Genomic DNA, 13,049 nt, shown 5'->3' on the forward strand with positions numbered 1-13,049 from the left:
GATGCTACGCATCGCCCCGGAATGGCTAGGCTCAATCACAGCACGTTCGTTGCCCCGGGGATCTGGCGCAAGGCGCGCGTTAGCGCCCAACTGAACGCGACTGTCAGCACGAACCCGATCGTCGCCTTGGCGATCGCTGGCAGATCATAGTCGAACAGCCAGTATTGCAGCCACAGTGCGATCGGATAGTGCACCAGGAACATGCCATACGCGTCGCTCTGCATTGGATCGAGCAACTTGGCTGAACCTGATTGCTTGAACCTCTGGAAAAAGGCCAGGATCAGAAACATGATGGCTACGCTGAAGACAGTGAAGCAGATGGCATAGAGCGCTTCATACCAGTCCGGCAACGGCGTCGGATTGCCCAGTATTTCGCGCTTGATAAAGATCAGTCCCCACAAGAGGCAATACGGAACGATCGTCAGCACCATCCAGTCCCAGCTGACCTTCGCCATCCGGCCGTCGACGGCGAGCAGCCCGCGATCCATTTGCGCAACGCCAATGCCGGCACCGAAAAAGAAATAGGTCGCGTAGAGCATCACGCGCCCGTGCTGGACCGAGAACGGCCCGAACTCGAACCAACTGCTTGCTCCGAAGTGAACCCGCCCGGGAATGTAGAAGGCCGCGGTCACGGCAAGCATGACTGCGAAGAACGCGGCGGGCCGACGGCGACCGTATAGCGAGAGGCGATTGATTGGATCGAGCAGATTGGGCGACAGCCGGTACAGCAGGCAGGCAACCAGGTCGAAGCCGAATAAGACCCAGAGAAACCAGACCGGACCGCTCGGCCACGGGCCCTTCGTGATCATATTCCAATAATATTCCGAAAAGCCGATCTCGGGATGCTGCCGAAGTGAGATGGCGTAATAGGCGAGCGGAATAACCGTGAAGGCGCAGATCACGAATGGCAGCGCGAGTCGAAGCAGGCGATCCTGCAAATAGTTCAACGGTCCCTTCCGGGCGATACCGGACCAGGCGAACAGTCCCGACAGGAAGAAGAACATCGCCATGAAGAAACTGTCGGTGGCGAGCACGATCATGTCGAAGCCGAAGAAGTACTTCGGATCGGTATGACCGAAATAGGTATAGGGGATCACCGCGTGATGCAGCAGCACCACCAGAGTGAGGAAGGTGCGGGCGCGATCGATCGCCAAATTGCGCGCCTTGCTCTTCGGCGCGGCATGCACCTCTGCGCCGATCGTCGCTGAATGTGACATCGTCATCGTGGCCGCCCCGATCGCGTTCCTGCTCCCGGCTGGACTGTGCCGCCGGGAACTCGATTCAGCAAGGGCAGTTTAGGCGGTAGGTCAGCCCGTGGCGACATTAGGAACCAGTTCCGGGCAGCGAAGTTAGCCTTCGCGAATGGGCTTGACGGGGCCGCGACGAGCGGCAGCTATTTCGGAGCTGGCAATGACGATCCTGAAATGGGCGCTGATTTTCCTACTCGTCTCGATCGTGGCCGGCGTGCTCGGCTTCACCGGCATCTCGGCCGCCTCCGCCGACATCGCCCGCTTCCTGTTCTATATCTTCGTCGTGATCTTCCTGGTGCTGCTGATATTAGGGCTCACGGTCTTCAGGGCCTAGCAGGGTTGCGTGGGCGCAGCCGGTCTGCGTCAGCACGCTCAGTCGTCGTGCCCGGGCTTGACCCGGGCATCCACGTCTTATCGATTGCGGCCAAGAATGTGGATGGCCGGGACAAGGCCCGGCCATGACGGCGGCGTGCGAGGCAATTACCCCACTTCCTCGATCTTCACCTTGTCCGGATAGAAGGCGAGATGGCCGGAAATCTCGGTCATCGCGGGGTAGGGCGTCTCGTAGGTCCAGATCGCGTTGTCCAGCGTCTTGCCGTCGGCCTTGACGCTGTAATAGTTCGCGTCCCCTTTGTAGGGGCAGTGGGTGACGCGGTCGGTGCGCTCCAGGAGCGCCATGTTGGTGTCCTCCCGCGGCACATATTGCACTGCCGGATATTTCGCCTCCTTCAGGGTCAGCGCCCTGCTGGTCTCGGCGATCACGATATCGCCCGCCGTGACGCGGACGCGTCGGGGGTTTTGGCTGATGGTGATGGGGTGGTCGGGCCCTGGAAGCTTCATGATTTCACGCCTTTTCGATCAATCTGCCGCGCGGCACTTTGTCGTGCCTTTATCCTGATGGCACGAGGGATATAGTGCCGGAACGCGTGACGCAGAAGCCCGATCACGCTAAGTTTGCCCTTGCCGGCGAGGGGACCCCGGCAGCGATTCGACGGTGAGGCTGATCCAAGCCGAGATTAAGGAGCTAGACCCGAATGCCCATGGACGCCCACGATATCGAGGCGATGATCAAGGCAGCAATCCCCGATGCCGAGGTGACCATCCGTGACCTCGCTGGCGATGGCGATCACTATGCCGCGACCGTGATCTCCGAATCCTTCCGCGGCAAGTCCCGCGTCCAGCAGCACCAGATCGTCTATCAGTCCCTGCGCGGCCAGATGGGCGGCGTGCTGCATGCGCTCGCGCTGCAGACCGGGGTGCCAAGTACTTGACCGAATTGCACCTGACCTGATTTCGCGACCGAGGGCACGATGATGGCTGCGGACAATCCGCGCGGCGCGATGTTTCGCGTCATCGTGCCGAACCAGCACAGCCGCGTCACCAATGCCGAGCTGTTCTTCGACCTCGTCTTCGTGTTTGCGATCACGCAGGTCTCGCACACGCTGCTGCACCATTTCACGCCGCTCGGCGCGGTCGAGGTCACACTGCTGTTTCTGGCGGTATGGTGGGTGTGGGTCTACACCGCCTGGGTCACCAACTGGCTCAATCCCGAGCTGACGCCGGTTCCGCATCCTGCTCTTCCTGATGATGCTGGGTGGGCTCGTGCTGTCGACGACGATCCCGACCGCGTTCGAGGGCCGGGGCCTGTGGTTCGCGCTCGCCTACGCGACCATGCAGGTTGGACGCACCGCGTTCTGGATGTTCGCGACCCCGCGCCACCGCACCGCGGTGCGGCACAACGCGATCCGCATCCTGGTCTGGCTCTGCGGCTCCGCGGTGTTCTGGATCCTCGGTGGCCTCGCGCACGGGCAGCAGCGGCTGTGGTTCTGGATCGCGGCGCTGACGATCGAATACGTCTCGCCGGCGGTCCGCTTCTGGGTCCCGAAGCTGGGATTCTCGTCGGTGGAGGCCTGGGCCGTCGAGGGCGGCCACATGGCCGAACGCTGCGCCGGCTTCATCATCATCGCGCTCGGCGAGGCCATCGTCGTCAACGGCGCCACCTTCGCCGAGCTGGAGTGGACCGCCGACAACATCCTTGGCTTCGTCTCGGCGCTGGTCGGCAGCATCGCGATGTGGTGGGTCTATTTCCACAAGGGGGCCGAGGCCGGCTCCGAACGCATCTCGAAATCCGCCGAATCCGGCCGCCTGGCCCGGCTCGCCTACACCTACCTGCACACGCCGATCGTCGCCGGCATCATCCTGACCGCGGTCTCGGACGAGCTGGTGCTCAAGCACCCGACCGGCCATTCCGACGTCCGCACCATCGTGAGCACGATCGGCGGTCCGCTGGTGTTCCTGGTCGGCACCATCCTGTTCAAGCATTCGATCCGCGGCTTCCTCCAGCTCTCGCACGGCATTGGCATCATCCTGCTGCTGGCGCTGTGGTGGTTCGCCGCCGATCTGTCGCCGCTCTGGCTGTCGGTTGCGACCAGCCTGATCTTGATCGTGGTCGCGGTGTGGGAGTCGGTGTCGCTGGGGTCGAAGGCGGAGGAGGTTGAGGACTCGGAACCCGCGTGAGCAAGCGCCTCGTCCTTCGAGACGACCGCTGAGCCTGACACCGGGCCACGCTTAGCGCGGACCCGGTGGCGGTCTCCTCAGGATGAGGCTAATTCGCGTCAGCGCCCGTTGAAGCTGCCGCCGCACACTCCGTCCTCATCCTGAGGAGCCCGCCTAAGCGGGCGTCTCGAAGGATGCGCCGCAGTGTCCGAGCGTCTACTCCGCCACCTCCAGCGCATGCACCGAAAACATCTTGGCTGCATCCGTCCAGCTCTCGCGCACCCGCCAGCCGGCGCCCTGCGCCAGCGCGGCGAAGCGCTCGATGCTGTATTTATAACTGTTCTCCGTGTGGATGCTCTCGCCCGGGCGGAACGAGAAACTGGTGCCGAGCAGGCGCACGGTCTGGCTCTTCTTGCTGATCAGATGCATCTCGATGCGGTGCCGCTCGCGATTGTAGATCGCGCGGTGGGTGAAGGCGGAGAGGTCGAAATTGCCACCGAGCTCGCGGTTGATGCGCACGAGAACATTGAGGTTGAAGCGCGCGGTGACGCCGGCAGCGTCATTATAGGCGTCGAAGAGCACGCGCTCGTCCTTCTCGAGGTCGGCACCGATGATCATCTGGGCGCCCTTGCCGAGGATCTGGCGGGCGCTCTTCAGGAAGCCCTGCGCATCATGAGGCTCGAAATTGCCGATGGTCGAGCCGGGGAAGAAGCCGACCTTGGGCATCGTCGCGACCGCCTTCGGCAGCTCGAATGGCGTGGTGAAGTCGGCTGCGACCGGATAGATGCCGAGCGCCGGAAAATCCCGCTTCAGGCCGTTGACCTGCGCCTTGAGGAAGTCGCCCGAGATGTCGACGGGCACATAGGCAGCGAACTTGCAATGATTGAGCAGCAGGCGGACCTTCGTGGTCGCGCCGGCGCCGAACTCGACCAGCGCGGCATGCTCCGGAATGATTTTTGCGATCTCGCTGCCGCGCTCCTTCAGGATCGATAGCTCGATGCGAGTCGGGTAATATTCCGGCAGCTTGGTGATCGCCTCGAACAGCTCCGAGCCGGTCGCATCGTAGAAATACTTCGGCGACAGTTTTTTCGGCTGCTGCGAGAGGTCCTCGATGGCCTCGCGGGCGAAAGCGGTGGTCTGCTCGTCGGGCAAATGGGCTTCGGCCAAAGCGCTGGCGTGCACATTCATGATACTCTCCTGAACGCGCTGTCCGGCGCGCATTGTCGTCGGATAAGAACTAGACGTAATCGGCGAGCCGCAGCCCCGTGAACTGCCAGCGGTGGTGCGGATAGAAGAAGTTGCGATAGGTGATACGGCTGTGGCCCTCGGGAGTTGCAAGCGAGGAGCCGCGCAGCACCAATTGGTTGACCATGAACTTGCCGTTGTATTCCCCGAGTGCGCCTTCGATGGCGCGGTAGCCGGGGTAGGGCGAGTACGAAGATCGCGTCCATTGCCAGACGATGCCGAACGCATCATTGAGCTGGCCCGTGCGCGCCGCGACCTCCCATTCCATCTCGGTCGGCAGGTGCTTGCCGGCCCAGCGCGCGTAGGCATCGGCTTCGTAATAGCTGACGTGGCAGACCGGCGCGTCGGGATCGACCGGCTTGAGGCCGGCGAGGGTCATCACCTGCCATCCGCCATCGACCTCGCGCCAATGGCCAGGCGCCTGCCAGTCTTCCTTGCTGGCCGCCGCAAAGCCATCCATCAGCCACAGCGTTGCGGTCCGATAGCCGCCCTCGCGCATGAAGGCGAGCCATTCGGCGTTGGTGACGAGATTGCGGGCGATCTTGACCGGGCCGACGAGGGCGCGGTGCGCCGGCTTCTCATTGTCGAAATGGAAGCTGTCGTCGACATGGCCGACGGTGTGGATGCCTTCGTTGAGCGTCAGCCAGTCGTCGCCGGTGCGTGTCGCAGGCGGAAAGCGCCAGTCCGGATCATAGGCCGGGTAGACCGGGTTCTGCGCGAAGGCGTGGAGGATATCGGTGAACATCAATTCCTGATGCTGCTGTTCGTGGTTGAGCCCGACCTCGACCAGCGGCGCGACGGAGCGAAGCTTGTCCTCACCGGCCTCGCGGAAGAATTTGACGACCGCCGCATCGACATGGCGGCGGTAGGCGCCGACCTCGTCCGCGCTGGGACGGGTGATGTCGCCGCGATGATTGCGCGCATGACGCGGGCCGGCGCTGACGTAATAGGAATTGAACAGGAACGCGAAGTCAGGGTGGAAGGGCCTGTAGCCAGGGACATGCTCGCCGAGCAGAAATTGCTCCCAGAACCAGGTGGTGTGGGCCCGATGCCATTTCGCCGGGCTCGCATCCGGCATGGATTGGATCTGCTGGTCCTCGGGCGATAGCGGGCCGGCCCGGCGCTCGGTTTCGTTGCGGACGGCCGCGAACGCGTCCTGGAGCCGCTGGGCGAGGTTGCCGGGGGCGGAGGACGGTGACGAAAGCGGGGTAGTGGCCGTAGCGGAGGCTGTTTTCGTCACGTTTTTCTCCAGACAGAACAAGAGAACGTTGTTGGCGTTGGCCGGTTCCAAAACCGAGGTTCGTCCTAGATGGGGCCTCCGTTACGGGATAAAAGTCCTCCTCGCCGTTAATATTAGTGTCATCAGCCCATCGGCCGGGAGCCGGTTCGGCCGGCCGTCGCCGCCATTTTGCTTTGGATGCACAACGGTTTGGGCTACATATATAGCCAAGGATCGGGTTAGATCGGCTGAGCCGGCCCGAGGGAATCGTTGAGGGCTCCGCCCCAGAAGGACACGGATATGAGCATCGAGGAATTCATCGCCAACGAAGTGAAGTCGAACGACGTGGTTCTGTTCATGAAAGGCACGCCGCAATTTCCGCAGTGCGGTTTCTCCGGCCAGGTCGTCCAGATCCTCGACCACATCGGCGTCGGCTATAAGGGCCTCAACGTTCTCGAATCCGCCGAGCTGCGCAACGGCATCAAGGAATATTCGAACTGGCCGACCATCCCGCAGCTCTATGTGAAGGGCGAGTTCATCGGCGGCTGCGACATCGTCCGCGAGATGTTCCAGGCCGGCGAATTGCAGCAGCTCTTCACCGAGAAGGGCGTCGCCGTCGCGGCCTGAGGTGTGACCGCGCTGACGCGCCGGATTGGCGGCGCGGAGCTTGAGGTGATCGTCGCTGACATCACCACGCTTGGCGTTGACGCGATCGTCAACGCCGCAAATTCTTCGCTCCTTGGCGGCGGCGGCGTCGATGGTGCGATCCATCGGGCCGCCGGGCCTGAGCTTCTTGCCGAGTGCAGGACGCTCGGCGGATGCCCGACCGGCGATGCCAAGATCACCAAAGGCTACCGGCTCAAGGCTGCGCATGTGATCCACACCGTCGGGCCGGTCTGGAACGGCGGCACAATCGGCGAGGACGACCTGCTCGCCTCCTGCTATCGCCGTTCGATCGAGCTGTGCGGCGAGCACGAGCTGACTTCGGTGGCATTCCCCGCGATCTCGACCGGTGTTTATCGCTTCCCGGCCGACCGGGCCGCGAAGATCGCGGTCCATGCCACCATAGAAGCACTTCCGGCTGCGCCGGCGGTCACCCGCGTCATATTCTGTTGTTTCTCCGAGGCAAGCGCCGCCCTCCACGCCGACGTTCTGGCGCGCTACGGCAGCCCTTGTGCCTGATGGCGCGGCCGGTACACTCCGGCTGGTCGGGTTCCGGGGAGGGGATATGATTTCAAATTCTGGACTGCGTGCGCTGGTTTGCAGCGCGCTGGTGTCGCTGAGTGCGATGTCGTTCGCGCGCGCCGAGGGCACCTACGAGATTCCGGCCGGCGCGCATTTCAACCAGGAGAAGCTCGGCAGGATCAGCGAGTTCTTCAAGAACGAGGTTGCGGCCGGCAAGATCGCCGGTGCAACCGTGCTGATCAAACAGCACGGCAAGCCGGTCTATCGCGAGGCCTTCGGCGTGCAGGACGTCGTCAGCAAGGCGCCGATCACCGACAAGACGATCTTCCGCCTGTTCTCGATGACCAAGGCGATCACCTCAGTGGTCGCGATGCAGCTGGTCGAGGACGGCAAGATCAACCTTGACGACCCCGTCTCGAAATACATTCCGTCCTTTGCCAATGTGAAGGTCGGCGTCGAGAAAAAGGCCGAGGACGGCACCAGGTCGCTCGAGCTGGTGCCGCCGAACCGCCCGATGACGGTGAAGGATCTGATGACGCATACTTCCGGCGTCACCTACGGCTTCTACGGCGACAGCCTGGTGCGCAAGGCCTATCGCGACGCCAAGATCTATGACGGCGATTTCGACCTCGCCGAGTTCGCCGAGCGCATCGCCAAGCTGCCGCTGCACAATCAGCCGGGCGCGCTCTGGCAATACGGCCACTCTACCGACATTCTGGCGCGCGTGATGGAAGTCGCGGCCGGCAAGCCGCTGATCGACATCATGCGGGAGAAGCTGCTCGATCCGCTCGGCATGGTCGATACAGGCTTTTTCGTCACCGCTCCCGAGAAGCAGAAGCTGCTGGCGCAGCCGGTGCCGAACGACAGCGATTTCCGCGTCGGCCGCATCAACGATCCGACCGTCGTCAAGAAGATCCAGTTCGCCAGCGGCGGCATGGTCACGACCATGGCCGACTATGAGCGCTTCGCGCAGATGCTGCTCAACGGCGGCAGTCTCGATGGCAAGACCATCCTCAAGCCGGAGACGTTCAAGCTGATGGTGACCGACCAGATCGGCCCGAAATCGGGCGTTGATCGCGACTATTTCTATTTCCCCGGCGACGGCTTTGGCTTCGGCCTCGGCCTTGCCGTCCGCACCGATCCCGGCAACGCAAAGCCGCCGCCGCCCGGCGATCTCGGGGAATTGAAGTGGGACGGCGCCTCCGGCTGCTACTTCGTGATCGACCCCAAGCAGGACATGTTCTTCGTCCTGCTCGAGCAGACCCCCACCGAGCGCCAGCGCGTGCAGCGGACATTGAAGCAGTTGGTCTATGAAGCCATGGAGAATTGACACGTTCGGGCGCCGCACGCTGATTGCGGCGCTCGTCCTTTTGTCTTGTGCAGTCGGTGCGCAGGCGGGCTCGGTGGGGCGCGTCGCGCACAATCTCTCGCCCGAAGGTTTGGCAAAGGTCTCCGACTACATCCGGAGCGAGATCGCCGCGGGGACGTTTCCGGGCGCGATCCTGCTGCTCCAGCAGCACGGCAAGCCGGTCTATTACGAGAATTTCGGCGTCCGCGACGTTGCGACCGAGCTGTCGATGAGCGCGGACACGATCTTCCGCCTCTACTCGATGTCGAAGCCGATCACATCAGTCGTGGCGATGATGCTGGTCGAGGAGGGCAAGCTCTCGCTCGACGATCCCGTCGCCAAATATATTCCGGCCTTTGGCAAGATGAAGGTCGGCGTCGAGACGAAGGCCGAGGACGGCAAGGTTTCGCTGGTGATGGAGCCGGTGAATCGCCCGGTCACGATCAAAGATCTGATGCGCCACACCTCCGGGCTGCCTTACGGCTATGTCGGCGGCGGCATGGTGCGCGAGCTCTATGCCGAGGCCAATCTCTTCAACAGCAATCTCAGCAATGCCGAGTTTGCCGCGAAGATCGCCACGCTGCCGCTGGTCGAGCAGCCCGGCACGATGTGGGATTACGGCTATTCCACCGACGTGCTCGGCCGCGTCATTGAGGTGGTGTCAGGGAAGACGCTGCTCCAGTTCGAGAAGGAGCGGCTGCTCGATCCGCTCGGCATGAGCGAAACCGCGTTCTTCGTCGCCGATCCCAAAAAGTTCGCGCGCATTGCCGAGCCGATGCCGGCGGATCGCAACATCAATCCGACGACGCAGGTTCGCGATATCCGGCTGCCGCTGAAATGGGAATCGGGCGGCGGCGGCATGGTCGGCACGATCGGTGACTACGCCCGTTTCGCGCAGATGCTGCTGAACCGCGGCACGTATGACGGCCGGCGCTATCTCAAGCCCGAGACCATCGCGCTGATGACGTCGGACCACATCGGCCCCGAGACCAGGATCGGGCGCGACCAGAACTATTATCCGGGCGGGACGAGCGGCTTCGGCCTCGGCTTCGCGGTGCGCACCTCGGTGCCATCAGGCACCTCATGGCCGCTCGGCGAATATCGCTGGGACGGGGTCGGCGGCACGTTTTTCTTCATCGATCCCGAGGACGATCTGTTCGGGATCTTCATGGTGCAGACGCCGTCGCAGCGCGGCCGGATCCAGCTCGCACTGAAGACGCTGATCTATCAGGCGATGGGGCGGTAGATTCTTGCTTCGACGCGTTTTCTTGACGCGAACCGGTAGCTTGAAAACGCTTTGGCTACGCCGCGCGCACGATCTCGCGGACGTGCCCGATGGTCTCCTCGACCTGGCTCGCATTGACGTCGAGATGGGTGCAGGCGCGGATACGGCCGTCCATCATCGCGAGCGCGACGCCGCGCTGGCGCAGCGCCGCCACCATCTTGTCGCCGGGAATGCCCGCGCCGTCAGGCTTGAAGAACACGAGATTGGTCTCGGGCTCCTGCACCTCGATGCCTGCGATCTGCGACAGACCGCGGGCGAGCGTGCGCGCATTGGCGTGATCGTCGGCAAGGCGCTCAACGTGATGATCGAGCGCATAGATGCAGGCCGCCGCGCAGATTCCGGCCTGCCGCATGGAGCCGCCGAGGCGCTGCTTCCACTGCCAGACCGCATCGATGAAGGCGCGCGTGCCCGCGAGCACACCGCCGATCGGCGCGCCTAAGCCCTTTGAGAAGTCGATCCAGGCCGAATCCCAGCCCGCGGTCATGTCGCGCGGGGAGATGCCGCTCGCGACCGTGGCGTTGAGCAGGCGCGCGCCGTCCATGTGGGTGATGAGGCCGTGCTGCTTCGCGATCGCGACGATCTCGTCGAGTGCGGCCTTCTTCCAGATCGTGCCGCCGCCAATATTGGCGGTCTGCTCGACACTGACCACGGTCTGCGGCGGCTGGTAGCGCGTGCGCGGGTGCAACGCCTCGCGAAAGGTCTCCGGCGTGAACTGGCCGTCGGGGCCCTTGAGCTGCGTCACCTGAAAACCGCCGATCGCGGCATGCGCGCCGCCTTCGCGGGCGATGATGTGCGCGGTCTCATGCGCCAAGATCTCGTCGCCAGGACGGCAATGCACCAGCGTCGCGGTGACGTTGCACATCGTGCCGGAGGGCATGTATACGGCCGCTTCCTTCCCGAGGAGGTCCGCAACGCGCTCGCATAGCGCATTCACGGTCGGATCGTCGCCGACCTGCTCGTCACCGACCTCCGCCCGCGCCATCGCCTCGCGCATCCCAGCCGTTGGTTTCGTTTGCGTGTCCGACAGCAGATTGATGCGCACCGGCGGTGCCTTGGGATCGATGGGGGGAGGGGTGTAGAGCATGCGACGCCTCCTGAAGGCATGAAGGCCACTCAAGTGTGGCTCTTAATCGGGATAGGGGGGAGTCTCGCGACTCCTCCCCTCCCACACCACCGTACATACGGGTCCGTATACGGCGGTTCGGCGGATTATGCAGGCCACTGTCCCGTGACGGAAGCCAAGCCGAGCGAAGCGAAGAAGCTGTTTGGCAGAGCAATGGCGAGCGCGGGGCTGTTCGCGAGCCGCCAAGGGCCATGCGGGGCGCCGGCAGTTTGCGCTGCCAGATCCCGGCCGACGCCACGGCGTCGCAGCTCGGCGAAGCGAGCGGGTCCATACTTCCATTGCTTCCAGACGACGGCGCGCAGCCGCCGCCTGATCCACCGGTCAAGCACGCGCAACACCGACGGGGTTTGGCAGAAGCCGAAGTAGCCGCGCCACCCGATCAGGTAGGCTGACAGCTCCTTGGTAATCTGCACGAGGCTTCGACCGCACGTGCGTCGCGTCAGCTCCAGAACTTTTACCTTGAAGCGGGCGAGCGCCTGCGGCGCGATGCGCCGTCGCGGTGGTTCACTTCCGCCGGTAAAGCTGAAGCCCAGGAACTTGCGAACGCTCGGTTTGGCGACCGCACTCTTGGCCTTGTTGATCTTGAGCTTGAGGTGCTTTTCGAGGAACCGTTCGAGGCCGGCCAACACCCGCTCGCCCGCCTTCTGACTGCGTACATAGATATTGCAGTCGTCGGCGTAGCGCACGAAGCGATGGCCGCGTTTCTCCAGTTCCTTGTCCAGCACATCCAGCATCAGGTTCGACAACAGCGGCGAGAGCGGTCCGCCTTGCGGCGTACCCTCCTCCGTCGGGCTGACCAGCCCTGCCTCCATCACACCCGCAGTCAAGAAGCCACGGATGAGCTTGAGGAGGCGCTTGTCAGCGACCCGTTTGGCAATGAGCCCCATCAGGATGTCGTGGTTGACCCGGTCGAAGAACTTTTCCAGATCGATGTCGACGACGACGGCGTAACCGGATGCGATGTAGGTCTGCGCCCGTTCCACCGCCTGATGCGCCGAGCGGGTCGGCCGGAAGCCGAAGCTCGCCTCGGAGAACGTTCCGTCCCAATCTGCCTGCAACACCTGCATCACCGCCTGCTGGATGAAGCGGTCGAGCACCGTCGGGATGCCGAGCGGCCGCAGGCCGCCCGACGCCTTCGGTATCTCCACCCGCCGCACCGGCTGTGGCTTATAGGTGCCGTCAAGCAACTGGGCGCGGATCGTGAGCCAGTGCTCCTTCAGATAGGCCGATAGCTCGCCGACGGTCATCCCATCGACGCCTGCCGCACCCTTGTTGCGCTTCACTTGCGCCAATGCTGCTTGCAGATTCTCACGCTCGACGACTACTTCCATCGACGGTCCTGCGACCGCCGGGCGTTCGAGGCTGGCTCTCACCGCGCTTGCTTCGGTCTCTCCGGCGGCGGAGCTTGCGGCTTCACCGCCTGCTCCGGTGCCCAAGTTCAGTTCGACCTGATTCTTCTGCCGCATGGCTCGCGCGAGATCGTTGCTCTACTAACCACTTCCACCGTTCGGGCCTTCGGCGGCACACGCCACCTACTATGCCCTCAGCTGACTTCTGCGCTGCGGTCGGGCCGCCTTACGACGACCTCAGTCCCGTTGCCGGGACACAACGCAGACCTCCCGAGGTAAGACCGACCGCCTTCACCGCGCGCCCGCCGAATTTACCACCCCGACCCTTGATGACCCTGGACTTCGCGATCAGTTGCTCGCTCGTCCGGCCGGGTAGGCCTCGTTATCCGGTGTTTGTCCATCGGGCCGCGGCTTTGCTCCACGCTTTCTTCAGACCCCACCTCGCGGTGACGCCCTTGCGCTTCGCTAATCCTTCGCCGCCATCAGGCTGGATAGAGGACTTCCACCTCCAAGCTGTCGTTCATACTCGGCACACAGCAAAAAGGCCCC

Annotated in this window: 12 protein-coding genes and 1 pseudogene; 7 read left to right on the forward strand and 6 right to left on the reverse strand. The window is 63.4% G+C overall.

What is annotated here, in order from left to right; all coding sequences use genetic code 11:
• Positions 1-35: 35 nt before the first annotated feature.
• A complete protein-coding gene (locus ACVWY3_RS05995; protein WP_456837637.1) occupies positions 36-1,223 on the reverse strand; it encodes an acyltransferase family protein in 1,188 nt (395 codons plus the stop codon).
• A 187-nt stretch (positions 1,224-1,410) separates the two neighbouring features.
• On the opposite strand from ACVWY3_RS05995, the gene ACVWY3_RS06000 reads away from it, so the two are divergent.
• The gene (locus ACVWY3_RS06000) at positions 1,411-1,584 is read left to right on the forward strand and encodes a DUF1328 domain-containing protein (RefSeq protein WP_456837638.1); all 174 of its coding nucleotides are present in this window, start codon (positions 1,411-1,413) and stop codon (positions 1,582-1,584) included.
• Positions 1,585-1,730: 146 nt separating this feature from the next.
• On the opposite strand, the gene ACVWY3_RS06005 is transcribed toward ACVWY3_RS06000, so the two are convergent.
• Positions 1,731-2,090: a DUF427 domain-containing protein gene (locus ACVWY3_RS06005; protein WP_456837639.1), complete on the reverse strand. Its 360-nt coding sequence runs from the start codon at positions 2,088-2,090 to the stop codon at positions 1,731-1,733.
• A gap of 194 nt (positions 2,091-2,284) precedes the next feature.
• Here ACVWY3_RS06005 and ACVWY3_RS06010 point away from each other — a divergent pair, with 194 nt between their 5' ends.
• Complete coding sequence (locus tag ACVWY3_RS06010; RefSeq protein WP_456837640.1) at positions 2,285-2,521, forward strand: BolA family protein; 237 nt, start codon at positions 2,285-2,287, stop codon at positions 2,519-2,521.
• A 42-nt stretch (positions 2,522-2,563) separates the two neighbouring features.
• A pseudogene (locus ACVWY3_RS06015) lies at positions 2,564-3,767 on the forward strand (low temperature requirement protein A).
• Positions 3,768-3,962: 195 nt separating this feature from the next.
• Here the strand turns inward: ACVWY3_RS06015 and egtD are convergent.
• Together egtD and egtB are read right to left on the reverse strand one after the other, a co-directional pair.
• The gene (gene egtD / locus ACVWY3_RS06020) at positions 3,963-4,934 is read right to left on the reverse strand and encodes an L-histidine N(alpha)-methyltransferase (protein ID WP_456837641.1); all 972 of its coding nucleotides are present in this window, start codon (positions 4,932-4,934) and stop codon (positions 3,963-3,965) included.
• A 49-nt stretch (positions 4,935-4,983) separates the two neighbouring features.
• Positions 4,984-6,282: an ergothioneine biosynthesis protein EgtB gene (gene egtB / locus ACVWY3_RS06025; RefSeq protein ID WP_456837642.1), complete on the reverse strand. Its 1,299-nt coding sequence runs from the start codon at positions 6,280-6,282 to the stop codon at positions 4,984-4,986.
• 228 nt (positions 6,283-6,510) lie between these two features.
• On the opposite strand from egtB, the gene grxD reads away from it, so the two are divergent.
• Genes grxD through ACVWY3_RS06045 form a run of 4 tightly spaced genes read left to right on the forward strand, consistent with a single transcriptional unit; the run spans position 6,511 to position 9,989 of the window.
• The gene (gene grxD / locus ACVWY3_RS06030; RefSeq protein WP_027560233.1) at positions 6,511-6,837 is read left to right on the forward strand and encodes a Grx4 family monothiol glutaredoxin; all 327 of its coding nucleotides are present in this window, start codon (positions 6,511-6,513) and stop codon (positions 6,835-6,837) included.
• A 3-nt stretch (positions 6,838-6,840) separates the two neighbouring features.
• Positions 6,841-7,392: an O-acetyl-ADP-ribose deacetylase gene (locus tag ACVWY3_RS06035; RefSeq protein WP_456837643.1), complete on the forward strand. Its 552-nt coding sequence runs from the start codon at positions 6,841-6,843 to the stop codon at positions 7,390-7,392.
• Between the two features lie 46 nt (positions 7,393-7,438).
• Positions 7,439-8,725: a serine hydrolase domain-containing protein gene (locus ACVWY3_RS06040; RefSeq protein ID WP_456837644.1), complete on the forward strand. Its 1,287-nt coding sequence runs from the start codon at positions 7,439-7,441 to the stop codon at positions 8,723-8,725.
• On the forward strand, positions 8,706-9,989 hold the full coding sequence (locus tag ACVWY3_RS06045) for a serine hydrolase domain-containing protein (protein WP_456837645.1): 1,284 nt from the start codon (positions 8,706-8,708) through the stop codon (positions 9,987-9,989). The genes ACVWY3_RS06040 and ACVWY3_RS06045 overlap by 20 nt, the downstream gene beginning before the upstream one ends.
• Positions 9,990-10,044: 55 nt before the next feature.
• On the opposite strand, the gene ACVWY3_RS06050 is transcribed toward ACVWY3_RS06045, so the two are convergent.
• Positions 10,045-11,112, reverse strand: coding sequence for a threonine aldolase family protein (locus ACVWY3_RS06050; protein ID WP_456837646.1), 1,068 nt, complete (start codon positions 11,110-11,112; stop codon positions 10,045-10,047).
• 125 nt (positions 11,113-11,237) lie between these two features.
• Positions 11,238-12,617: a group II intron reverse transcriptase/maturase gene (gene ltrA, locus ACVWY3_RS06055; protein WP_456837647.1), complete on the reverse strand. Its 1,380-nt coding sequence runs from the start codon at positions 12,615-12,617 to the stop codon at positions 11,238-11,240.
• Positions 12,618-13,049 lie beyond the last annotated feature (432 nt).

It is taken from the genome of Bradyrhizobium sp. USDA 4486, assembly GCF_054057995.1.